At 40.1% G+C, this 24,852-nt stretch carries 20 protein-coding genes; 9 read left to right on the forward strand and 11 right to left on the reverse strand.

The genetic code is table 11. From position 1 onward, the window contains the following. Positions 1–14: 14 nt before the first annotated feature. On the forward strand, positions 15–902 hold the full coding sequence (locus DV942_RS05160) for a helix-turn-helix domain-containing protein (protein ID WP_145855806.1): 888 nt from the start codon (positions 15–17) through the stop codon (positions 900–902). A 161-nt stretch (positions 903–1,063) separates the two neighbouring features. Here DV942_RS05160 and DV942_RS05165 read toward each other — a convergent pair whose 3' ends face one another. Then, positions 1,064–3,028 (reverse strand): sensor histidine kinase, encoded by a 1,965-nt coding sequence (locus tag DV942_RS05165; RefSeq protein WP_145855808.1) that lies wholly within the window; start codon positions 3,026–3,028, stop codon positions 1,064–1,066. Between the two features lie 395 nt (positions 3,029–3,423). Between DV942_RS05165 and DV942_RS05170 the strand changes: the two genes are divergently transcribed. Continuing rightward, positions 3,424–3,933: an RNA polymerase sigma factor gene (locus tag DV942_RS05170; protein ID WP_090982041.1), complete on the forward strand. Its 510-nt coding sequence runs from the start codon at positions 3,424–3,426 to the stop codon at positions 3,931–3,933. A gap of 66 nt (positions 3,934–3,999) precedes the next feature. Here the strand turns inward: DV942_RS05170 and DV942_RS05175 are convergent, their stop codons facing one another. After that, positions 4,000–5,409 carry an alpha-L-fucosidase gene (locus tag DV942_RS05175; RefSeq protein WP_145855810.1) on the reverse strand — a complete coding sequence of 470 codons (1,410 nt, stop codon included), beginning with the start codon at positions 5,407–5,409 and terminating at the stop codon, positions 4,000–4,002. 233 nt (positions 5,410–5,642) lie between these two features. Between DV942_RS05175 and DV942_RS05180 the strand changes: the two genes are divergently transcribed. Together DV942_RS05180 and DV942_RS05185 are read left to right on the forward strand one after the other, a co-directional pair. After that, positions 5,643–7,067 (forward strand): sensor histidine kinase, encoded by a 1,425-nt coding sequence (locus DV942_RS05180; protein ID WP_145855811.1) that lies wholly within the window; start codon positions 5,643–5,645, stop codon positions 7,065–7,067. An 11-nt stretch (positions 7,068–7,078) separates the two neighbouring features. Further along, positions 7,079–7,801, forward strand: a complete 723-nt coding sequence (locus DV942_RS05185) for a response regulator transcription factor (RefSeq protein ID WP_145855813.1) — start codon at positions 7,079–7,081, stop codon at positions 7,799–7,801. Positions 7,802–7,967: 166 nt separating this feature from the next. On the opposite strand, the gene DV942_RS05190 is transcribed toward DV942_RS05185, so the two are convergent. Further along, entirely contained in the window at positions 7,968–8,360 is a 393-nt protein-coding gene (locus DV942_RS05190; RefSeq protein WP_145855815.1) for a winged helix-turn-helix transcriptional regulator, read from the reverse strand. A 124-nt stretch (positions 8,361–8,484) separates the two neighbouring features. On the opposite strand from DV942_RS05190, the gene DV942_RS05195 reads away from it, so the two are divergent. After that, positions 8,485–9,279, forward strand: a complete 795-nt coding sequence (locus DV942_RS05195) for an SDR family oxidoreductase (protein ID WP_145855817.1) — start codon at positions 8,485–8,487, stop codon at positions 9,277–9,279. A gap of 21 nt (positions 9,280–9,300) precedes the next feature. After that, the gene (locus tag DV942_RS05200) at positions 9,301–9,618 is read left to right on the forward strand and encodes a hypothetical protein (RefSeq protein ID WP_090982029.1); all 318 of its coding nucleotides are present in this window, start codon (positions 9,301–9,303) and stop codon (positions 9,616–9,618) included. A gap of 358 nt (positions 9,619–9,976) precedes the next feature. Here the strand turns inward: DV942_RS05200 and DV942_RS05205 are convergent, their stop codons facing one another. The 3 genes from DV942_RS05205 to DV942_RS05215 all read right to left on the reverse strand — a co-directional run bounded on the left by DV942_RS05205 (position 9,977) and on the right by DV942_RS05215 (position 12,451). Next, complete coding sequence (locus DV942_RS05205) at positions 9,977–10,906, reverse strand: alpha/beta fold hydrolase (protein WP_145855819.1); 930 nt, start codon at positions 10,904–10,906, stop codon at positions 9,977–9,979. A 1-nt stretch (position 10,907) separates the two neighbouring features. After that, a complete protein-coding gene (locus DV942_RS05210) occupies positions 10,908–11,816 on the reverse strand; it encodes an NmrA family NAD(P)-binding protein (RefSeq protein ID WP_145855821.1) in 909 nt (302 codons plus the stop codon). Between the two features lie 74 nt (positions 11,817–11,890). Beyond that, the gene (locus DV942_RS05215; protein WP_145855823.1) at positions 11,891–12,451 is read right to left on the reverse strand and encodes a Crp/Fnr family transcriptional regulator; all 561 of its coding nucleotides are present in this window, start codon (positions 12,449–12,451) and stop codon (positions 11,891–11,893) included. A 158-nt stretch (positions 12,452–12,609) separates the two neighbouring features. Between DV942_RS05215 and DV942_RS05220 the strand changes: the two genes are divergently transcribed. The 3 genes from DV942_RS05220 (at position 12,610) to DV942_RS05230 (ending at position 14,795) form a co-directional block, all read left to right on the forward strand. Continuing rightward, positions 12,610–13,257: a hypothetical protein gene (locus tag DV942_RS05220; protein ID WP_145855825.1), complete on the forward strand. Its 648-nt coding sequence runs from the start codon at positions 12,610–12,612 to the stop codon at positions 13,255–13,257. A 21-nt stretch (positions 13,258–13,278) separates the two neighbouring features. Further along, a complete protein-coding gene (locus tag DV942_RS05225) occupies positions 13,279–13,917 on the forward strand; it encodes a hypothetical protein (protein WP_145855827.1) in 639 nt (212 codons plus the stop codon). 140 nt (positions 13,918–14,057) lie between these two features. Next, positions 14,058–14,795, forward strand: coding sequence for a hypothetical protein (locus DV942_RS05230; protein WP_145855829.1), 738 nt, complete (start codon positions 14,058–14,060; stop codon positions 14,793–14,795). Positions 14,796–16,232: 1,437 nt separating this feature from the next. Here the strand turns inward: DV942_RS05230 and DV942_RS05240 are convergent. The 5 genes from DV942_RS05240 to DV942_RS05260 form a co-directional block, all read right to left on the reverse strand. Beyond that, positions 16,233–17,351, reverse strand: a complete 1,119-nt coding sequence (locus tag DV942_RS05240) for a TlpA disulfide reductase family protein (protein WP_090982008.1) — start codon at positions 17,349–17,351, stop codon at positions 16,233–16,235. 28 nt (positions 17,352–17,379) lie between these two features. Beyond that, positions 17,380–18,795 carry a RagB/SusD family nutrient uptake outer membrane protein gene (locus tag DV942_RS05245; RefSeq protein ID WP_145855831.1) on the reverse strand — a complete coding sequence of 472 codons (1,416 nt, stop codon included), beginning with the start codon at positions 18,793–18,795 and terminating at the stop codon, positions 17,380–17,382. A gap of 50 nt (positions 18,796–18,845) precedes the next feature. Further along, a complete protein-coding gene (locus DV942_RS05250; RefSeq protein ID WP_145855833.1) occupies positions 18,846–22,355 on the reverse strand; it encodes a SusC/RagA family TonB-linked outer membrane protein in 3,510 nt (1,169 codons plus the stop codon). A gap of 265 nt (positions 22,356–22,620) precedes the next feature. Next, positions 22,621–23,799 carry a FecR family protein gene (locus DV942_RS05255; RefSeq protein ID WP_145855835.1) on the reverse strand — a complete coding sequence of 393 codons (1,179 nt, stop codon included), beginning with the start codon at positions 23,797–23,799 and terminating at the stop codon, positions 22,621–22,623. Positions 23,800–23,854: 55 nt separating this feature from the next. After that, complete coding sequence (locus DV942_RS05260) at positions 23,855–24,457, reverse strand: RNA polymerase sigma-70 factor (protein WP_145855837.1); 603 nt, start codon at positions 24,455–24,457, stop codon at positions 23,855–23,857. Positions 24,458–24,852 lie beyond the last annotated feature (395 nt).

The following is a 24,852-nucleotide window of genomic DNA, read 5'->3' on the forward strand; positions in this document are numbered from 1 at the left end:
TCCGACATTTAAAAATGATTAAGCGAGTACTTCAGAATACCTTTTCACTACTCAATGTAGATTATGTGAAATTATCGGAAAAATGGAATTACCTAAACGTCATCAGTCCTTATTTCCGGATTTATTATATAGACGAAGGAAGCGGTGAGATATCCGACCAGTCGGGTTCTTTAAAACTTGAACCTGGATACCTGTATATTATACCCAGTTTTACCCTTTGTAATTTACATTGCGACGGATATTTAAGCCAGTATTTTGTGCAGTTTTTTGAAGAGTCTGTAGATGGGAGTTCTCTTTTTGCACGAAGCCGTAATGCTTCGAAAGTGAAGGCAAAGCAGATGGATATTGACCTTTTTAAACGATTGCTAGAAATAAATCCGGGCCGTGGTATTAACCGGTCTGATGATCCGAAAATTTATGAGAAAAACATTTACTATAAAGAATATCAGGAGCTGAACAACATGCAGGGTTTAGCCAGCTACCTGGAAACGCAGGGAATACTACTTCAGTTGATGGGACGCTTGCTCCAACCACAATTACAACGCAAACCGGAAGAACGGCATGGGCCCGCGAAGATCGTGGAAACAGTGGGTTACATACTCGTCAATCTGCACCAGGAACTATCTGTCACCAGTTTAGCTTCACGTATTAATCAGCATCCCGATTACTTCTCCCGTTTATTCAAAACTTTTACCGGGCAACGCCCTGTTAGTTATATTCTCGAAAAAAGGATCGAACGTGCGCAGTATTTATTGGCTACCAGCCGGCTTGCCTATTCAGAAATTGCAACACAAACCGGTTTTGACAACCTCTCCTACTTTTCAAAATCTTTTAAAAAACTTACGGGCATGTCGCCCAGTACCTATAAGAAACAGGTTTATACGGTTGGGTTTACTTTGTAACATTTCAACAAACAAGAGTTAAAAACCTGATCAACGGCAGGGGTGCCTATCAAAAGGCATTTAGCTATATGGTTGCCGCCGTGATGTTGGTTTAGCGTTTCTATTGCCATCTCATTTTTTATCCAGTAAATCCCATGGACAGCTGCTGCAAGCCTGAATTTTTATGCCAATGGCAAAGAAAAATTAAAGGTAGCGCCGTTACCAGGCTTGCTTTCTACCCAGATTTGGCCACCATGCCTTTCAATAATATCTTTTGATATAAAAAGCCCTAAGCCCAGCCCTGATGAGCTATCTCTATTTTCCTTAGCCTGATAAAACTGGCCAAATATGTGCCGTTGGTTTTCTTCGCTAATCCCCGGACCAAAATCTTTAACCGATGTATGTACCACTTTATCCACATGCAGCACCTTTAATTCAATTGTTTTTTGTTCAGGTGCGTATTTAACTGCATTGTTCAATAAATTGGTAAGTACCTGTTCAAGACGCATGCGATCAGCATGAACAAAACTTTCTTCGAGGATTTCGATAGTTAAGTTATGGTCCGGATGGGCTTGTAAAAAAGATTCTTTGATTTCCTGAACCAGTAGGCCCAGGTTGAGACATTCCATGTTCAATTGTAATTTTCCGGCCTGGATCTTGGAAACGTCAAAAAGATCGGTAACCAAAACGATCATTTTCTGCAGTTGCTTGATCGACTTTTCAATCAGATTTTTCGAAACACCTTCAACTACATGACGGTTGGCCAGCTGCAAAAAGCCGAAAAGAGAGGTCATTGGTGTTTTTAATTCATGGGAAGCCATTGCAATAAATTCGTCTTTTTTGGCGCTTAGTTCCTGTACCTCTTTAAAAAGCCTGGAATTTTCTATGGCAATAGCCGCTTGTGAAGCTACTGTTAACACCAGTTCCTCATGTTCTTCTTTAAAAACGGCCCTATCTTGATGACCGAAAAACAACCCGCCAATGACTTCGCCTGATTTGGTTTTAACCGGAACAGCCAGATAACTCACCACTGGTAAATGACCTGATGGTTTTCCAAAAAAGGGTCCGTTTTTGCCGTAGCGGGAATCCAGGGTAACATCATCTGATCGTACTACGCCCGCACCGCTAAAGGTCGGATGAAATAGAGTGGTGTTACGTGGCATCGGAAAGTTAGCAAAAGCCTCTTTAGGAACACCCGATAGCGTATATAACCAATAAGATTCGTCTTTCTGGTTAACCTGATTATAAAAAAATGCCCCAAAGGCTGCACCTGTAAGTTTTGTTGTCGAATCAGTTACCTGCTGTAATATCTGCTGAAGATCCAAAGATCCATTGATGCTCCTGCCCACTACATTCAACAGCTCCAAACGCTCTATGTGCTTGGCAATTAACCTTTCAGATTCCTTTTGAGAGGTAATATTCCGGGCAACCTTCGATGCCCCAATAACCACGCCATCGCGGTTTTTGATAGGAGATACTGCGAGTGAAATATTTAATAAGCGTCCATCTTTTGTTTTTCTGATGGTCTGTATATGGCCTACCCGCTCACCCCGCCGCAGGCTTGCAATGATGGCTTCTTCTTCACTCAAACGGTCGGCAGGGAGAAGTATGCTGATCGGTTGCCCAACGGCTTCTTCTTCAGTGTAACCAAAAATATGCTCTGCTCCCTTATTCCAGGTTGTAATGATCCCATCAAGCGTTTTACTGATAATGGCATCTTCAGAACTTTCTATAATGGCAGCAAGCATGGATTGTTTTTCTTCTGCCTGGTGTTCGAAGGAGATATCGTGTGCAATTTGCGACGTACCAATAATTTTCCCATCCTGATTTTTGATCGGCGAAAAGCTTAAGGAAACAGGTATTTTCTTACCCGAACAGTCAAGCCGGACGGTTCTGAAATGGCTGATACGTGTATCATTTAAAATTTCCTGCATCAGCTTTATCTTCTCTGCATGCCTGTCATCCGGAATCAGCAGAAAAATAGACTGTCCTAATATCTCTGTTGCGTTATAGCCAAACATACGTTCTGCCGCAGGGTTCCAGTTGGTTATTCTAAATTCGAGGTCATGACAATATATGGCATCCTGAATACCTTCAAAAATGGATTGAAGCGTGAAGAGATCAGGCAGATGAGCTGACTTTATCATAGTGATTAGGAATTAAATCCATTTGAAAGAACCTTCAAATTTATTGAAGATATTTTTAAACAATCATTCATCTTAAATAATTTTTTGTTTGTAAGCAGCCTTAATTAAGAAAACCTGTATGCTACAATAATAGTTTTGTTATGTTCTTCAAATTTATTTTTAAATGTAACAATCACATAGATGTTAACAGAATTAAATTCACCTGAATGATTATGGCTCGCCATTTTATTTTACAAAAAAAGTTCCATTAAGCCGTCTGGCCATACCTAAAGCAGATGCTTAGATCTATAACAGGTCTGTTATTCTGCTATGGCTTATTATGCTGCTCAAGATTAATCAAAACATAATTTAATTCAGCCTGTTCTTTAATAACCTATCTACCTAATTGAAAAACTATGAATCAAAATGAATTCAGCAGGGCGGCTGATGGGCATGCTATTGCCCTCCTCTCCCATGCGATGCGGTTTACCCAAGATGAAGATGATGCGAAAGACCTGGTGCAGGATACACTGATTAAAGGAATTCGATTTTGCGCAAAGTTTGATAAAGGCACCAATTTACGTGGCTGGCTTTATGTAATTATGCGGAATACCTTTATCAACGACTACCGTAAGGCTCAGAAAAGGCATTCAGTGATTAGCAGGGATGAAGATTTATCAAGTCCTAACCTGCTCAAAAGTTCAACCAAAATTTCTTCTGAAGGAAAGTTTGTGATGGATGATATCCAAAAAGCATTGAAGAGTTTGCCTGAACAGTACCGGATTCCGTTCCAGCGGTATTTTGAGGGGTATAAATATGAAGAAATTGCTGAAGAGCGGGGTATTCCTTTAGGAACAGTAAAAACCCATATCCACCAGGCGAGACAGATCTTGAAAACCTACCTGAAACAGTATCGGATAGCTTAGTATCAAAATTGTCCATTAGCGTATTAAAAGCCTAGCCGGACCACATCCAATCCGGCTAAGCACATTTTATTTTCTTTCGTTAAATACGCCTAGTTCAGCAATAGCAGGCGGACTGTCGAAATCGGTAATGGTAACTTTGATTTTTTCGCACCAGATCCGCTCGAACCGGAAAATGGCAACTTTTTTTTCTCCTTCATTATTTGCGGTTAGTGTATTCCATCGACCATTTGCATAGTATTGTAAATGATAGGATGCTTTTTGGTTATTTCCAGCGGTAAGCACCACCATGTTACATGGCACTGCCTTCTCAAAATTTAACTCATACCAAGGCGATTTAACCGTATAATTGGATGACCAACTGGAGCCAAAATTATCATCGTTGGCAAAATCCATGATGTTCATATCGTCACTCCAGCTGCTATTGCTTTTTATATGTTTAGCCATATTACTGGAGATAATCGGAGCAGCATGCGGTGGAATACGTGGAATACCAGTAGGTTTTTTATAGAGTTGCCCCATTTCCTTCAAGGCAGTTAAAGCATTATCATCTATTAAACCATTTTTACCAGGTGCTACATTCAGAATAAAATTGCAGTATGCACCGTTATACGGGATAATGAATTTGTTCACCAGTTCGGGTACGTTCTTTACCGCAGTGGTAGGGAAAGATGTTTTCCAGAACCAGTTGGCTTGCAGCGGAAGACAGGCCAACGCCGGAAGTTTATTGTTTTCTTTTGAAATAAACTGTCCCGCCCCCTGTTCATAAGATTTGATATCGGTATAAAATAGCGCTTGAGCAGGATATTTGGCCGCGTTCAGATCCATGACCAGGCAATTTGGCTGTAACGATTTAATCAGGTAATAAATATCTTCAAAAGGTACCTGATCATAAGAAATCCTCGACCATGGCGCATCCCATCCATCAATAATCAGGGCGGTGACCTCACCATAATTGGTCAATAGTTCGGTAATCTGATCTTTAATCATTTTCACATTTTCGGGTGTAATCTGATTTGGGCGGATGCCATGGTGGGTATCCAGTATAGAATAATACAACATTACCTTTAAGCCATTTTTTCGGAAAGCATCTGCATATTCTTTTACCACATCGCGCTTTAATGGTGTATTCATGACGTTGTAAGCCGTTGTTTTGGTATTCCAGATCGGAAAACCACTGTGGTGTTTGGTGGTAAGGCAACCATAGGTCATATTAGCAGATTTTGCAGCTTTAGCCCATTGATCGGCATCAAGTTTTGGCGATTGGAACAGGGAAAGATCTGCATCCGGATCAGACCAATCCTGATCCATAAACGTTGGCATACCGTAGTGAATAAACATGCCCAATCCGAGGTCAACGAAATCTTGTTGCAGCTCTGCCAGGGGTTTGCTGGCTGATTTTTGCTGTGCCCTGACCGGGTTCTTCGCTATTACAGCTGAAACGATAAGTGATGATGATAAAATCCTTCTAAAGGTCATTTTTCCTTTTTTTTAGTTTAATTGTTATTGTGAATTTTTCGAATAATAGGCTTCACGCATCTATTTACCCGAGTTAGATGGTTTGATAACCTGATTTAAACGGTCATCCAGATCCATTGTCAAAGCTACATCCCACCCCGCAACAATTTGCCGAACAAAAACGTAACAGAAACCTAACAAAAGCTTAACGATATGTCATTTATGGAATAATAGGGCTATTTTTAAAGAATAAAATGAAAGATCGGATATATAAGGCAGTTGTATTGGTTAGCTTTCTGATATTGCTTCTTGTGCAATTCAGGTTAACCTATAACTCCTACGTACTCAGAGACAGAGACTATAGTTTAAAGGAAAAAACACTGATTAATGATGAATACGGACGCAGTATAGCTGAAGATAAAGTTTATAAGGGCGGAGGAAAGATTATCGATTCCATCCTCATTAAAAATATGCCTGCACTTAAAAATGCTTACCTCAGTAACCGGAATGAATTTACTAAACTTTCGCAAAGCGTTAGCAACAGCTTATTGAAGAAGCTTCAAAAGGAAAGTACGATGGACAGTGTTTTCCAATCGATAGTAAAAAGAAATGGCCTGGACAGCAACTTACAATACCTGCTTACCTTTCAGCAGATAGACATCAACTTCGATACCAAAATCGGAGACCTCACCATATTTAACAACCATACCCCTACCAGTTTTAAAGCAGACCAAAAGACACCGTTCGGTATCATTATAGATGGCACATTAACTCATCCGACGATGCAGAACAGAATTACCAATCTTTCTGTCAGTGGTAACCTGGTTTACAATTACAGGGTAACCTTTAACCTTTTTGTTGACCAGCCTGGCCGCACACTCAAAGTGGCGTATCAGATGTTGCCTACGTTTTTGCTGGTGGCACTTTGCATCTTGATTATCGTAGGCATCAATTATTACACCTATATCAACTGGATGCGGCAGAAAAAAGAAACGGATATTAAATCCGATTTCCTAAACAGTATCAAACACGAATTCAACACCCCCATTACCACCATTCTGCTGGCGAGTAAAAGCCTGCATGAAAATGAGGTACTCAGCGACCGGAATCGTGTAAATACACTTGTAAATATTGTGGAGAGACAAGCCAGGAGACTTCACTCCCACATCAACCAAATGCTTGGAGTATCGGAAATGAACAACCATATCAATTTAGAAGAAACAGATCTCAACTATATTGTGCTAACGCTGGTAAACGACTATAAAATAAAAATACAGGCACCAGACAGGCTGACATTTGATCCTTACGATTCGGAAATACTGGTGATGCTAGATCCTTTTGTGTTTACCACCATGCTGCAGAATATCATTGACAATGCCTTTAAACACAATCAAAGCGACGTTAAAATAACAATGATCTTTATCACAAAAAACAAGGATGGCTATACCCTGCATATTAAAGATAATGGAAAGGGAATTGAAGCGGATATGAAAGAAAAAATATTCGATAAATTCTTCCGTGGAGTTAAAGACAATACCGTTTCAGGCCTGGGGCTTGGCTTGTATTATGTAAAACAATGCCTTGATATCCACGGTTGGAAAATCAGTATAAAAACAACACCTGAACAAGGAACCGAATTTCTGGTACACATACCTGTAAATCAGATTAACATCAACTAAACTGCAATCCTATGCCTTATGATATCATAATAATTGAAGATGAAGCGGATCTGGGCAACGTCATCACAGCATACCTGAAATTACGTGGCTTTAGCGTATTATGGTTTAATACTGCTACAGAAGCGTTAGCTTATTATGCTGCAAACCCGTTTAACAACAAGCTGGTGATTGTTGACGTACAGCTACCTGACATTAACGGTTTTGAACTGGCTGCTGAACTAGTGAAAATTAACGCCAGCCAACCTTTCTTTTTCCTAACGGCACACAGCGAAAAACAAGACCGGCTCAGGGGGCTTAAAATTGGCGCCATTGATTATATATCAAAGCCGTTTGAAATTGAAGAACTGGTACTGAGAATCGCAAATATCATCAATAAATTTTCCCCTGATCCAAAAGCACCAGCTGCTGTAAAATCTGACTATATCAACCTGGGAGATATCAGGTACCAAAAGGATCAGTTATTGGTTTTGATGCCCGATGGTAAAGAAATTTCCCTCACGGTAAGAGAATCAGAGGTATTGGATCAGCTGGCAGGCAATATTAACCAGGTGGTTAAAAAAAAGGACCTGCTTTTATCCTTATGGGGAAATGATGACTATTTCAATGGAAAAAGTCTGGAAGTATTCATTTCAAGACTGCGCCGGCTTTTCCGGGCATCTAACCAGGTGAGTATTGAAAATGTATACGGCCTTGGATACATTTTGAAGGTACATCAGTACAGTGAAAATATGTAGTTTGAGGAAGAATAGAAGATAGCTAAGAACAGGAGGAACCGATAACCCGATGGCTTTTTCCTTCAAATACATCAGGAGTCAATATATGAAAGGTTAAAAATCCAATGTTATTGTTAATGGAATTGAATTATGGGATAAGCCTTCTTTATTTTGTTTTTCATGATCCTTATGGCAGCGCAGCATATTCTGAAAGGTTTTGTGAGGATTCCATTCTTTTTAAAATTACCCTTCTCAGCCTGTTTTCATGTTCATCGCCCCAAAATCCTAATGCAGAAATTACCGGAACTAAGGTTTTACCAAAATCTGTAAGGGAATATTCAACTTTTGGCGGTACCTGAGCATAAATTTTCTTTGTCACCAGCTCATGATCTTCAAGTTCTTTCAACTGGATATTTAAAACGCGCCTTGAAGCATCCGGAATTTTACGCTGTAATTGGCTTGGCCTCAAATGCCCCTGATGGATAAACCACAGCAAACGGATTTTCCATTTGCCGTAAAGGACTTCGCCGATCAGGTCGAGGCCACAGTTCAAATTCAAAGGTATTTTTCTTTCGTGCATATACAAATTTAGTGCAATGTACCAAATCGTGCAATAGGGGAAAAAATTATCCCTATGCAATTCGGTTTTCCGTTATTGCCTGAAAAAGTGATACTTGCGAAATTTGCATCAAAGAATCTGAAAAATGGAAAATCAATTTAATTACAATAATGAACTTCAGGGTAAAACGGTCCTTGTAACCGGTGGAACAAAAGGAGCCGGAAAAGCAATTGCCGAAAGACTACTACAAGCCGGAGCGACAGTGATTATTAGCGCCAGAAATGCACCTGAAAAAGAAAACAGCAATATGCATTTTATTGCTTCCGATCTGAGCACAGCAGAAGGAACACAAAAAGTAGTCAGCGAAGTACATTCTAAATATGGCAGACTGGATATTTTGGTAAATAACCTTGGTGGTTCATCAACACCGGCCGGTGGTTTTTCTGTATTGAAAGATGAAGATTGGGAATCAAATTTACAAGCTAATTTGCTTGCGCCGGTACGGTTGGACAGGGGATTTTTGCCACAAATGATCGACAGGAAAAGCGGTGTCATTATTCACATTGCATCCATACAGGGTAAATTGCCTCTGTATGATTCTACTTTGCCCTATGCCGCCGCAAAAGCAGCATTGAGAAATTATAGTAAAAGTTTATCGAACGAAGTTGCCCCTAAGGGTGTCCGGGTGCTAACCGTTTCGCCAGGCTGGATCAATACAGCAGCATCGGAGGCATGGCTGGGTGAAATTGCAAGAAATGCAAATAGTACCCTAGCAGAAGCGCAGCAAAGTGTAATGGATGCCCTGGGTGGCATACCTTTCGGCAGACCTGCCGAACCTGAAGAAATAGCTGAACTGGTCGGCTTTCTGGTTTCGCCAAGAGCCAGCTATTTAACAGGAACCGAATTTATAATAGACGGCGGTACAGTACCAACAATTTAAAACTCTTAAAAATATAATACGATGAATTTACCAAAAATGATCTCCGAATTAGTAAAAGCACAAAACGAATTTGACAGTGCTGCGTACACCAATTGTTTTACTGAAAATGCAGAAGTATTTGATGAAGGCAAAACCCATAACGGAAAAGCAGAAATTGAAAGCTGGATTGATAAAGCAAACAAAGAATATCACGCTACTATTGAGCCGGTAGGATATGACGAAGAAGCAAACATCCTGTTAGCGAAAACTTCAGGAAACTTTCCGGGTAGTCCGGTTATTTTGAAATATCATTTTCAATTAGCTGATGGATATGTTAAATCACTGAAAATAACCGGTTAATTCCTGCATTACCTGTGCAAAATTGACCTGCTAATGAAGATTGACTCGCAATAACGCAAAAAGCGATTCTTTAAAGCCTCAAATGTAAATCTATGAGTTGGTAAGAAGAGGCTGTATCGCAGAATATATGATTGACAAATAAATCCTGATTATGTAATATCACTAAGATCGTCATTCACGACTTGATTAGGAACCACGGATATCGATATCCGTGGCGGATTTTGTCAACGGTAGCCTCCCCGAAGTTTCTGGAAGTTCAACGTAACGAAATAGATGTGAACTTACAAAGATGATACAGCCTCTTTTTTTTTATAAAAAAATGATTAATAAATAGTTAAAAACTTACTATTGGAGCAATTCAGTCGTTATCTTCTTTGCTATTTGTTAAATACGCCATGATGGCTTCACAAACGCCTGAAGAATTCTCTTCAAACATATAGTGACCGGTGTTCTCCAGGTTAAGCAGTTGATAATTTTCGGCTATCGTTGGTAAAGTATACTGATAAAAACCGTACGAAACATTGCTGGAAATACCTAAAACCGGCATCTTTAACTTCGAATAATTTTTGGCATCGGCTATATCCTGGTTAAAAGCCTGGTACCAGCCATTAGAAGCGCGTATACGCGCCGGCTGGTTATAAACGTATGCATATACCTCCCTATCAAAATCAGGCATTTTCGAACTGTCAACCATCACGTAATCGAAAAGCCAGTCGAGCAGGTAGCGGTAGCGGCCATCCAGCAATTTCTCAGGCAGTTCTTTAACTTGATTAAAACTCATCCACCAGGTGTAAGGTTGTTGGTGATCTATTTTTTCGCCAAAAGTTTCAGGAGGCGGCATCAGTTTCATTTGCATCATTCCTTCATTAGGATGCAGACCATCTGCAAGGATCAGGCGTTCTACCACTTCCGGATAATTATGCGCCAGGCTGCAGGCCACCATACCGCCTATATCATGGCCCATAACATACGCCCTACCAATACCCAATAAGCGCATCAGCTCGTACACATCAGTAGCCATTGTTTTTTTGTCATAACCTGATGCCGGTGTTGCCGAACTGCCCATACCACGAATATCGACTACGATAACCCTGAAGTGATCAGCCAAAGGCAGCGCAACAGAACGATAAGAATACCAGGTTTGCGGCCAGCCGGGCAGGCAGATCAATACCTGACCTTCGCCGCCGCCATCTACAAAGTGCAGTTGTGTTCCGTTCACTTCCATTACATGGCTGGTAAAGCCCGGCCAATGTTTTATGAGCTGCTCATCACTATATACCTGTTCCATATTACGCTATTTTGTTGTTATTTATTTCGTTAAGTGTTGTTTCTGCGGTTTGCCAGCTTACACCAGAATACCGATCATTATCAAGCATATGATGATGTGCCGCAAACATGCTGTAGAGATATTGCATCTGCTGCCATTGCGGGTATAGCTGATTTTCCCCATCAGGATTTTCTGTCCGCAACTTTTGGATGTAAGCCGAGAATTGCTCCAGTGTGCCTTGTTCTTTTAGTTTGAAATGTTCACCAAAAACACGTCCGGTCAGCGCTTCCAATTCGTTCGGGCTAAACCGGAAGCCTGCAATGCGGAGAAATCGCGGCGCATTATCATCCAATGCAGCGTATGCCGTAAAAGCTGCCGTATCTTCTATAGTGGTGAAGTCGATCTGCCAATCAGCTTTTCCGGAATAGTAGGTAATGGTCTTCGCTTTGGTATCCAAAAGTGGGATGTTATACTGCAAAACATAGGCAAAAGCACCGTTGAATACCGAGGTAGCCCGGATGTTACTGGTTTCAAGCACGGATTGGAACTCCCTACGCAGATCAAAATTCCTGTTTTCGCCAAACTGTAGCTGAGTAAAATCTGTACAAAAATCGGATGGAATAAAACGGGGAACGCCCGCTTTTACGGCAGCATGAAGCAACTGGCTTTGTGCGGTTACAATCACATCACGCAAGCCTGCAAGTACCGACACTACGCAGGAAACACCTTTACAGGCCGACACCAGTCCCTTTTCATCAGCAAAGTGAACCGCTATAACCTCTACTCCTGATTCGTGCAGTTCATTCACTTTCTGCTGATTACTTTGTTCTCTTACCAAAGCCCTTACACTAGCGCCATTTTTGAGTAAGTGTTTGCATAACCTGCTTCCCAGATCGCCGGTAGCACCGGCAACTAAAATAATATTGTTCATTGTTCTTTCTTATTGAGTTCACAAAGCTAGGCCCATAGAAAGTCAATAGAACTACCATTTGGTAGATAATGCAATTATCGAAGATTTTTACGGATGCGACTTAGGGCGTTTGGTGTTATGCCAAGGTAAGAAGCCAGTTGCTTTACAGAAATAAATTGCATGAAGCCGGGCTTTTGTAGAAATGCCAGGTAACGTTCCTCTACAGTCATGGTCTGGAAACTAATGATCTCACTGATCATACGCACACACATACCTTCCCAGAGTTTTCGTCCAAATTCCTGCCAGGCCGGAATCTGTTTGTAAAGCGAATCCATATCGTTCTTATGGATACAGTAAAGTTCAGTATCTACAACCGCCTCTATATTAAAGCGTGAAGGTAACCCTGGATTAAGGCTGGAAATTTCAGCAAAAAACTCGCCAGGCTGAACGATCCAGGCAGTAAGCTCCTGTTCATCGTTATAGAAAAAGCGAAGTGCTCCTTCGTTTAAAAAATAATAGTGTGAAGCGATCTGGCCACGTTTTAGCAGCAGCTGACTCTTTTGTAACGTTTTCAGATTAAAACACCCTAATATCTTATTAAGGTCCTCTTCTTCCAACCAAACGTTGGAACGTATCAAATTTTTAAGTTCCTGCATAGCTGATTCGGCATTAAATATACTTAATATTTCTAACTGTCTGCACTATTCTGCTCAATCCGGGTTCTGGCAGCAAATTTTTCCACCGCAACACCTTTACGTCAAAACCATTATAAGCTTTTAGCGTTAACCTATACAAACAAATTGAAAACGCTACTATGAAACCTATACATCTAATTCTCGCATTTATTTTATTATCAGCCTGCAATAACTCGCAAAAAAAGGCAAAAGACCAATCAACCTCTCAAACGGCGGCAAAAGACACTATTCTTATACCTCAAGCAAAAAATGATGTCGAAGTTAAGGATTGGTCAGATGATTTTAAGAATTTTAGAGAAACCATTTATTCAAAAGATCTCAAAAAGCTCAAAACATATTTTGATTTCCCGGTTGCAGATGATGGTGCCTCCATCTGGAGTTTATGCAATTTGACCGAAGCTGAAATAAAGGAAAGAAAAAACAAATTCGAAAATCCCGGCCTATTTTACGAACAAGACCTGGAACAATATTATAGCAGAATTTTTAATGCAGATTTTGTTAAAACATTACTGAAAATTAATGCTGATCAGCTATACCAAACAAGTTATAATGAGACGCCAGAAGTTACAACAAATGAAACGAAATATCAACTGATTGCCGAGTATAATAAGACCAGTAAGGTGTTGAGTTTAAATTTAGCTTATACCAACAATGCCAAAGATGAAGAAGGCAATGCTGTAAGCGAAGGTGAATACAATATTATTTACAGCTTTGCAGTTATTGATGGCAAATACCTAAAATTTAAGAGAATCGACATTGCTGGTTAGATCCAAACCGCATTAACTTTTATGAAAATGACAAAACTGATCAATTGCCTGTTTCTGGGTATTTTGGCAACGACATACGCCTGTAACAATGTAACCAAGAGTAATAACGAAGCCGTGGAAGTTGGTCCTGCAGATAGTACAGCAATGGTCATCGTTGATACGCCTACCCCTTCATTACCTTCAGTTCAGCTGCCAAAGGAAAAGCCCGAAGATGTCCGGCTTGATGATCATGATCACGTTGATTTCGAACGATATCATGTAGATGCTGCAAAAGTAACCCAATATGCGCCTATAGACTGGGCAAGCTACCCCAATGCTAAAGATTTTAAAACCAGAATTACGGAAGCTTACCAAACCAACGAAATCAGCTTTGCAGGATACTATGTGGTTTCTGTATTTGGCTGCGGCGCGAGTTGTATCATGGGGTTTATGATTGATGTAAGAGATGGAAAAATCTACGACCTGCCGCTGGGTGAAGAGAATTCATGTCTTTTTGCAGAGGATAGAGCAATCGGCAACCTAACAAGCAGGCTTTTTATCGCCGGGATTTGCAAAGAAAATCCGGAAGACAAAAAAGTTTATTACAAAGCTTATTTATGGGATGAGGGTAAGAAAGAATTTGAAAAGGTGGAAGCCTCTGCATTTTTAAAAAAAACCTAATTTAATTTTCAGTAAGTATGATTAAATATATTAAACATCGCTTTTAAAAGGAAAGTGTTGCAACAATAAAGCATTTCTCTTAAAGCCTCGTAATCAGTAAACATTTAAATGAGAACATCTCCATAAGTAATCAAAATATCATGATAAAACCGCTTCAAAAATTTGTACTCTTTTTTAATATTTCATTAACAATTATCGCTTGCCAAAATAAAAAACAGCAAGCGGAAAAAATGGTTGCAGATACTGTAAAAAATCAACCGGAACTTTCTCAACAAGCTGACTCCACAAGTGCAGATCCTTTTTTTCCCGGTACGGGTAATACCATTAACGATTTTGTTCCGGCCAACTATAAAATAGATTTAGAAGCCACAGGCGACCTGAACAACGATGGACTGAAAGATGCAGTTATCGTACTCATAAGCCAGCAGGATAGCACGGCACTTCGCCCTACTTTAGTACTTTTTAAACAAGGTGAAAAATATAAACGCTATGATCAATCGTTCTCGGCAGTGGAGCCTAAATACCGTGAAAATGGTTACTCCATCTACGACTACGAAAATATTAAGATTGATAGTGGAAAACTGGTGATTTCTATGCAGGCAACCGGTCCGGCAGGCAGCATTGAAAGTACTTATCAATACATCAACAAAGATTTAATTTTAACACAGGTTAGTGCTTTTAGTATGGGTGCCGGAGGGCATACAGAACAGAAAATTGATTTGTTGAAAGGCACTTACACCCAAACCGATATTAACACCATGAAGGAGGATATGTCAAGCACCACTGATACCAAAAACTACAAAATACCAATGGTATTATTCAAAGATAGCGACCCAGGTAAGATCATGAGCAATGCTTTCAATAAAGTGGGAAACTAAGTTAAACCTTAAAACTCCGGCATTTATGGTAGTTGCAGTCCCGCTATGGATTACCTGATTGACCTAAGCTGGCTAAAATTGGCATTAAAGCACGTGCGAATCCCTTTATTTACAGTTTAATTCCATTTGCGTGGCTAATTTCTGGATATAGAAGTTGTCAGGTATCCGACGTTAAATTAATTGTTCCAAATTTTAAATATTTTAATCGTGATTACCAACGATCATCCGCTCCGCTTTTGTTGAGCATTAACTGTCTTGGGGGCGTTGAACAGCACCTGCATAAACGGATTTAGCTCAGTTCCCTACGAATAATGAACGATATTCAACGAATGTCAGTTAGCATAAAAATCATAAAAAATTGATTTTTAAATTTAATCTAATATCATCAAAAACTTAAGCTAATACAATTATGACTGTTACTTACATGATGTTGGTTTTCACAACAATTTATCTGACAAGCACCTATCTTTATTACAGATACACAGTAAAAAAAGAAAAAGAATTTAGATACAAACCCTTATTTCTTTTGGTAATCGGTATATTATTTCTGTTGTCTCTTTATGGAAGTTTAACCAGCACTCCATTTGGAGAAATCGTCCCGTTTATCAGGTAGCTTATCCCGCTATAGAATTGCTTAACTGGAAATAGATGCTTTAGATATTTCAGAATCCATAAAATATGATTACCTGTTTCTATTGATATCTTATTCTAAAAAAAATGCATTCCAGAAGTACTATTTTTGAATTTTACCAAAAGACGATGCAAAATTCAGGAAAGTAGTTGGTTGTTTTTGCAGATAGCGGACTAAACGAATCATCATAAAATCCCGACCATTAAAGCGAAAATGCAATTCAAGAAAATTTATTTAGAAGATTTTGATGAGGAACAATATCATTCGATATCAGAAAAATTTAGTGCATTGGTAGAGAGGTATAAAAATTTAGAAGTAAAACGAAGAGAAAAGCATTGAGCCAACCAGACTGGTGATCAGACCTAAAAAGGGCGACACTTTGCAGATGGATCGAATCGCAAAGAACATATATACATTCAGTAGCCATGAAATTATGAAACCGATACATGAAAGTTCAGAATAATCTAAGAAGGCTAATATAATTTGGAAAAAAGACATGCCTGGGAATGATAGGCTCCTATCATGATATCGTGCTAATGTGATGATGGCTAAATAAATGATCGATCAATACGGTTTTAAAAAGATCAGTGACTTCTGGTAACTGTTAGATTAAGTTTTGACTAACTTCCTAGCCAGTTCATTCCAGTTGAGATTGGCAATTTTAAAAATTGTGAGCTCACATTTTATATTATAATTCGCGGTGGTTTCTAAATTGTAATGTAGCAAACAAAATTCACCTCATTTCAAATAAAAATAGCTGCAAGCCCGGGGCCGCAGCTATTTATAAACTGGCGTTTGTGTAATTATTATTTGAAAATACCAGCCAGGGTTTTGTTCAGTTCCTCTCCTCTCAAATCTTTACCTACCACCTTACCTTCGGGATCAAGCAGAAAGCTTGCTGGTACCGCTTTTACGCCATATTCCTTCACGGCTGCGTTAGACCAAGCCTGTAGATCTGAAACATGCGTCCAGGTGAGGCCATCAGCTGCAATGGCTTTCAACCAGGCATCTTTTTTAGAATCGAGGGATACGCCCAAAATTTCAAAGCCTTTGTCATGATATTTTTTATAAGCGGCCACTACATTTGGATTTTCTCTCCTGCAGGGGCCACACCAGCTCGCCCAGAAATCAACGAGTACATATTTCCCTCTAAAATCAGAAAGCTTCACAATTTTACCATCTTTATCAGGCATGGCAATTGCCGGAGCAACTTTCCCTTTGGCCGTTTTCGCATTCGTTTTTATTGCGGTGCTAATTTGTTCGCCAATATCTGATTGCCGTGCTTCTTTCGTGAGCATCCCATATAATTCTTCAGCTACCGGGAAATTCGGATAACTGATGAAGCGATCATAGATGATACCTGCCGATCCGGCTGAGCTTGGATTCCTGGAAACGTATTGCTTCACAGTTGCGATATTCAAAGTATCCAGGGCTCTAAATTCTCTGTCTAAGCCTGCACGGGTGGCGGTATCCATTTTGCCAGCTTTCTCAGCCTGATCAAGTCTTCCGTAGATACCTCCGGCTTTGGCAGTGATTGTTTTCCATGGGCCATTATAAAAATTCATATACACATCGTGCGCAGGAGAACCACTAATCACCACGGGCGATACACTATCAGGTTTAGACACATTGATGGCCGCGTTTTCTAATATAAAAACGATTGGGTTTTTAAGGTGTTTGCTTTCCAGTTTATAAAAGCCCGGTTGTTTAACCGCTCCTCTAAACATAAAACTGCCATTAATAACTTTGGTTGAATCTGTGATGACATATTTGTCGCCAGCTTCGTGACCAAGATATACCTTTTCATTAGCGGCAGGCAGCTTACCGGTGATTACATATTTCCCGTTCTGTGCAAATAGCGGGCCTCCACAACACATCAGCGTCGCAGGTACAAGGGTGAATACGGTTTTAAATAAAATGTTCATGTTATATCGCTTTTAACTTGGTATTTCTTTACTTATCTACATTCTGTTTGATGGTGCCATTACCCGGATTTTTTGAGGCACCCTGTGGAAATGGCATCGTCCACATACGTGAATTAGGAGTAAGCGTTAAGGCTTGGCCACCTTCCGTTTTGCTCAGCGTAACAGCATAATTAGCATCTTTATTCAGGCGACGTGTATCAGCAAATGGTGTAATGCCTAAAATAAGTTCGTTTCTTTTGGTCCGCTGAATGAGTTTTACCGCTTCAATAGTGTTAGCTGCACTTAGCGGTGCATAATTTGCAGCAAAGATTCTTTTTACCCTCACCATGTTCAGGGTAGACATTGCACCTGGAACATCATTGAGACGTGCCTGACATTCTGCTTTAATCAGGTAAACTTCAGTGGTGGTTAGTCCACCCATGTTGAAATATCCGGTGGTAATGCTGGTATAATAAGTATCTGCACCAACTGTCCGGAGTTTCCAGCGTGAAGCAAACCTTGCATCTCCCTGTTCAAAACGGGTTGCACGGTCCACGCGGATCGACTGTTCCCGGCCCGCATTACTAGATGAACCATGACGGAAATAATAATTCTCCACATAATTAAAGCCCATTGGCGAAGGCGCATTTGAATATACATTAACTGCCTCTATCTGCGTTTTGTAAGTATTATAAAAAGTTGTCCAATCGAACAGTTTATCATTGTACTTCAACGCTTCGTTCGCGGCAGCCAAAGCTTCTGCATATCTTCCCATTTGTAAAAGTATCCTGGCTTTCAACGCATTTGCTGATCCGAGGTTAGGATGAAGTATTGTTGCACTGGTGGCACCCAAAGCTGGAATGGCCTCATTGATATCCTTTAACATAAAATCATATAACTCTTTAATCGATACCTGCGTATAAGGAGCGCCAATATCAGCACTGAGGATCAGCGGCACCGATAATTTGGTGCCTGCATTTGCTTCTTCATAAGTATCTGCGTAATAATTGGCGAGGATATCATAATCAAACGCCCTCAGCACTTTCGCCTGAGCAATCAGTTCAGCTTTCTGTGCATCGGTACCACCGGTAGTACCGGCTGCCTTTTCGATAATCAGGTTGCTGGTGTTTATTCCGGTGTACATGTTGTAATAGGTACCTTCATCGGCATTGTTTAATGCAATTCGATCCGCCGATTCATTCCAGTTATAGTTTGCCTTGTACAGGGGATAGTAATTCAGGTTGCCGCTGGTTTCAAACTTGTCGTTCAGCAAAAGTACAGCCTGGGTAATATCTGTGCGGTGGTTGCCATATTCATCGCGCAACAGGGCTTCATAATCTGATAGTGCGGTAGGAATCTGTCCGTACCCTACAGGAAGTATATCAATAAATTTATTGCAGCTGCTAAGGCTCAGTACTGAAGCGATAGCGGCTAATTTTATGGTGTTTAAAAGTATTTTTTTCATCACTTATATCTTTAAATGTTCTTTTACTGCTGGTGCAGTATAAACGGTTTTTAGAAAGTCAGATAAGCTCCCAATACATAATTCGGCATGCTGTATCCATTAAGCAGGTATTTCGCCGTTTGAGATTTGGCCAGTGTAAATGCATTCTCCACATTAAACTGGAAACGTATATTGCTCATCCCTGCCTTTTTAGCCACCAGTTGCGGTACTTTATATGCAAGTGAAATATTTCTTAAACGCATATTACTCGCATCAATCACATTGATATCAGCATAACCATACATACTGGCACTTTGGCTGTTATATGCAGGATCTTCAGCAAAAACCACTTTAGGTACATTGGTTGTTAGCTCATCACCAGGATTTCTCCACCGGTTTACAATATCTTTGTTTACGGTACTAATTTGCGTTACATAGCCGTTAAGTGCACTATTATAGCCGGCTCCGAGTGTAGGTAAAAATGTATTCCTCATTTTATGACCGCCCTCGAAAGTCAATAGAAAAGATAAAGTAAAGTTTTTATAATCCAGCGTACTGTTAAATGATCCACTGTATTTTGGAACAGTCGTTCCGCTGTACACAATAGATTGTAGCGTAGTTGGCGAAGCCAACACCTTCTCTCCTTTTTCATTATAAACCTGTGGCAATCCTTTATCACTCAAACCAGCCCATTGATAACTGTAAATGGCATTGTATGGATTTCCGATACGCGGAAATGATTGCGGATAATCAAGCTGAAGAATATAGAAAGGAGCCTCGACATTCACGTAGGTAACTTTATTCTTGTTATAAGCATACTGTACACTTAAGTTCCAGTTCAAATCTTTAGCGCGTATAATATCGCCAGACAGATTCACTTCAATACCATTATTCAGCATCTTTCCGTTATTGATCACATAGGTTGAGTAACCAAATCCCTCTGTGGGCACGCCCTGCGTATTGGCAAGTAAATCGGTACCTCTTTTACGATAATAATCTACTGAACCCGACAAACGGTTATTCAATACAGCAAAGTCCAAACCGCCATTGGTGGTTGTTGTTTTTTCCCATGATAACATTGGATTTGGTCTGCTGCCTACTGTTGCCTGCAAGCCTCCTACATTGTAGTTAGGGTTAAAATTAAAAGTGGTAAATGGTGCACTATTAGTGTAAACATTGCCGCCGATACCATGTGAAGCACGTAATTTCAACCGGTCTACCCAGTCTGCATTAAAGAAAGATTCCTTGTTGATATTCCAGCCTGCGCCAAATGACCAGATGGGTGTATGCTGATATTTTGAACTGGTACCCCAGAGGTTTGACTTATCCCATCGGATACTACTTGTAAAGAGATACTTTTCATCATAGGCATAGCCAACATTACTGTAGAAAGAGACAAAACGCTCTATATTGACCCTATTAAAGGCTGCATCTCTTGCAGTAAAATTTCCCCCTCCGAGAATATTACCGGGGTAGCTGCCCAATAAAGGCTGGTTGACTAAGCTGTAGGTTAATGTATTTGGATTATAATTGTAAAGCGACTGATTATAATATTCAATTTTTCTGTTCCTGATCTCAGAACCTAAAATAGCGGTAAAGCTATGTTTCTCCCCAAAAGTTTTGTCAACGTTTAACTGCTGGCGGAAGTTATATGCATTATTGAACTGATTTTCTTTGTAATTGATATTCCCATAGGGAAGATTGAAGATTGCGGTTCCGCCAGCTACAGGATTACCAGAAGCAAAACTATTTACCTTACTGCGAACAAAATAGGAATTTTTATCATACAGCTGATCGAGCCTGCTGGTTGCATACTCATATTGAAAACTCGATTTGTAAGATAACCAATCGGTTATTTTTGCACCCAGGCGGACAAACGACCTGCTAGTAAAGTTCTTTGTTTTGCCAAGGTTCATTGCCTGTTCATCCAATGGCGTAATGTCCATATTGTACAGCCGGTTATTATTGATCAGTGCCATGGTATTGGCAGATAAACGTGACGCTGCAGTAGAAGTAAAGTTGCTTCCATCGGCATTCACCAAACGGTCGTAAGGTAAATAGGCATATCCCGGTGATAAGGTATTATAAGGCTGGGTATTACCCTCAACGTAAGACAAGAAGGTACTCAGTTCCATGCTCAGCCACTTGGTGATCTGGGTGGTGTTGTTGATATTAACACCAACGGATTCATCACCTGCAAATTTATCCTGTGTTTTATTGTTACGGTAAGTGACAGATGAATATAAAGCATTTTTTTCGGTTGCACTGCCGGCACTCAGGTTATATTGCTGATAAAAGGGATTACGCTTACTGTAATTTTCTACATCATCATAATACTGGTATCCACTGGATGCCAGTTGTGCTAATCTGCTGTTGAGATCTGCTTGTGATAGCGTACCAGCGGCATTTTTCAGAATAGCATTAATACCCTGGCTCGGATAGGCCATATTTTGCAATAGGTTGGCCGCATAATTAGCAGCATTTGCACCCCGTAAATTCGGGTTATTCGCCGCCCATTCTTTCTCCAGTTCTACGATGTCTGACGAACTCGTCAGGTTATCGGTATATAACCTGTAAGGTGATACAGTGAATGTACTCGAGGCAGAGATTTGAGGCTTGCCCATTTTTGCTTTCTTGGTTACAATAACGATAACACCATTGGAAGCACGTGCTCCATAGATAGATGCCGCAGCAGCATCTTTAAGTACCGTAATGCTTTCAATATCTTCCAGGTTTAGTCCCGGTATGCCTTGAGCTACATTATTGTTGGCATCGAGCTTCAGGTTTTCTATAGGGAAGCCATCGATTACATATAAAGGCTGTACCAGTTGGTTGTTCATTGAAGTTGTTCCTCTGATCAGGCCATTGTTGTAACCTGGTACCCTGCCTTCCAGTAGCGACTGCATACTACTTAGACGCTGTTGATCCAGCTGCTTGGATGATACCTTCGAAAATGATCCGGTAACGCGTTCTCTTGAAAGCGTTTGATAACCTGTTGAAACGGTTACTTCATCTAGCTGACTGGGTTGAATGTTGAGTATGATATTACCAAGATTCTGCGAGGCCTTGATCTCCCTGGTTTGATAACCTAAAAACGTAACTACAAGTACAGCATCTTCATCCACATTCTCCAGTTTGAACTCACCATCACTATTGGTTACTACCTGTTTTTTCAATCCCTTTACACTTACAATAGCGCCGGGAAGAGGCATATTTTTTTCGTTGAGCACCCTACCGGTAACATCAATCGCCTGAAAATGATTAATAATTTTTTCGAATAATGCAGGCGCTTTCTTTTTTACAAGTACTGATTTGTTGGTAATCGTAAATTCCAGCGATTGGTCTTTGAATATCTGATCAAGAACGTCGTTCAGTTCAGCATTTTTAACGTCTATCGTAACTTTTTTAGAACCCTTTAACACAGAATTCGTGATCACAAAATCGTATCCTGTCTGGTCGCTGATCTGATCAAAAATGGTAAATAGTCCGGCGTTTTTGGCCGAAAGGGTAATTTTTTGTGCGTAGGTGGCCGCACTTACCTGCATGATAAAAGCAAGTATGAGTAAAGTGGTTAGCTTCATAACTCTCCATAGTTTGTGTTGCGCGCTAAGAAAGCGCACTGGTTTAGTGCAAATTTGGTACATTTGATAAGTTTGGTTGTTGCTTAAAGCCTTGTATTTCGAGTTCGCGGCTTTTAGCGGTTAGTTAACTGTTTGGTTAATTACCGGACTTTTATTACCAGTTCGATTGGCGTCGGACTGGTATTTAAATTTATTCTGCATCGCAGCCCCTTGTGGTCCCGGGGGGACGAATTTGAATTTCCGATAGATTAGATTGTGTATATTTCTATTGTATAACGGTTACCCTCCTTCCTTCAACTTTAAATTTAACATCATTTGAATAGCTAAGCATATTCAGCACTTCGCTTATATTTTTATGAAGCGAAATGTTACCATTGAATAGCTCACCCGATACTTTCCCGGCATATACCACATCGATATCGTACCAACGGCTGATCTTTGCCATCACCTCTTCAATCGACTCATTTCTGAAACGGAAATAACCATTTTTCCAGGCCATTACATTTTTAATGTCGGCAGGCGCAACGGCAATGTCTTGCCCGTCCTGTACTGTCGATTGTTCTCCAGGTTTAATGGTTTTTGTCTGTCGTGAACGATTGGACACCCGTACGCTTCCTTCAATAAGCGTAGTTACTGCTTTGCGATGATCAGCGTAACTGTTCACATTGAAATGTGTGCCCAGTACCTGTACCTCCTGAAGGTTGGTTTTTACAATAAAGGGATGTACTTTATCTTTTGCAATCTGAAAATAAGCTTCACCCGTAAGTTCCACTTTACGCGATTTCGCCGATGCAAATGATGCGGGGAACTTGATAGAGGACGATGAATTCAGCCATACTTCACTTTGATCTGGCAAACGCAGGCGATAAGTTTCACCCCTGGCAGTCGACAAGGTATGAATGTGTGTACCTGCAGCTGTTTTAGCACCTGTTGCGGTGTAAATGAGCTGCCCATCTGCAGTTTTACTGATCACAATTCCTGCTTCCTGAGCCAGATTACCATTATTAGCAGCAGATAAGATAATTTGTTTGCCGTTATCTAAGGTGAGGGTAGCAGCATTTTTGCCAGGTGCAATATCGTTTTTGATCATATTGACCAGCTTTGGTGGCTGCGGCTCCTGCTGATAGCGGTTATAAATAAAACCAATGGCTATAATAAACAGCACTGCGGCAGCTGCGATGCTGAACCAAAGTCTACGCACACCAACCTTACGCCGTACAGCCGCTGTTGGCTCGATCTGAGCCCTTAGTTCAGCCCATTTTTTATCGGTATCAAAAAGAGAATAAGCTTTCAGTGCGTCAGCAGATGCATTCCTGATGGTGCGAAGTTCTGCCAGAAGTAATTGTTCATCGGCACTCAGGGAATTTGATAACTGCTCATCAGCTTCTAGTTTATCTAAAAGCTTGTCCCAGTCGGGAGTAAAATTGCTGAATTTCTTATCCATATTACAACACTGTCGTAGATGTATTGAAAATGGGTGACAGCCAATGGATAAATTTTTATTTTTTCTCTAAAATAAATTTAAATACTCCCTGAAAAAGGGTAAAAGTAATGCAAACTAGAACTATATGACTGCGAAGCGCAGAATAAGCTCTGCTTAATTGTGTTTTAACCGTATTTACAGAAATATTTTGCTTTTTTGCAATTTCTACATAGGTCATTTTGTCTACCGCATGCATGATAAAAATATTTTGCCTGCTTTCCGGAAGTTTTTGAACCAATTGGACAATTTTCAGGTAACGCTGATGCCTGATTTCGCTATATTCTGTCTCATTAATATCTTCTTGCTCCTGATCTAACGTGTCCAACATCGAATTCCTCTTTTCATTTACAGCACTTTTACGCAGGAAATCGATACATTTATATTTTACAGCTCTTCGTGCGTAGGCTTCGAAACTTGTGGTGAACTGAATGGTATGGCGCCTCTGCCAGAAGTCAAGGAAAAAGTCCTGCACCATATCTTCCGCTGTAAACTGATCATGAACGTATTCCATAGCCACAGCACATAGAAACTGATGGTTTCTGCGAAACATCATTTCGAATTGGTCGATATTAAGTGTTTTACTCTCCTCTCCTTCCATTAATAACTTAATGAATGACATAGATAGTTAAAAGCTATGAATTTACGAAATGAATGTATTATCAAAAAAAGACCAACTATTATTTAGTACTGGTAAAGTTTATTGAATTCTTCATAATTTTGATACTACAAAAAGGATGGATCAGGCAAAGCTTTGCTCCGTTTAAGGCCTACGTAAGATGTTAAAAGCGTTTTTAATGCTTATTTAGCCTATCGTTGATGATTTGAAAGCCAAAGGGTTTATAAAATAATACCCAACCCATGTTAAGTATTTCGTATCAAAAATATCCTGACTGGGAAACTTTGAACGAAAAACCTGACATTTTAATTGATTGAATTTTGTTGCATAAACCATAATCATTTATGAGAGATAACAAATCGACATGCGTTTAGCGAAGGATCCTTTTGTTTTTTTGA

This window comes from Pedobacter suwonensis (assembly GCF_007833675.1).
Classification (GTDB): Bacteria; Bacteroidota; Bacteroidia; order Sphingobacteriales; family Sphingobacteriaceae; genus Pedobacter; species Pedobacter suwonensis.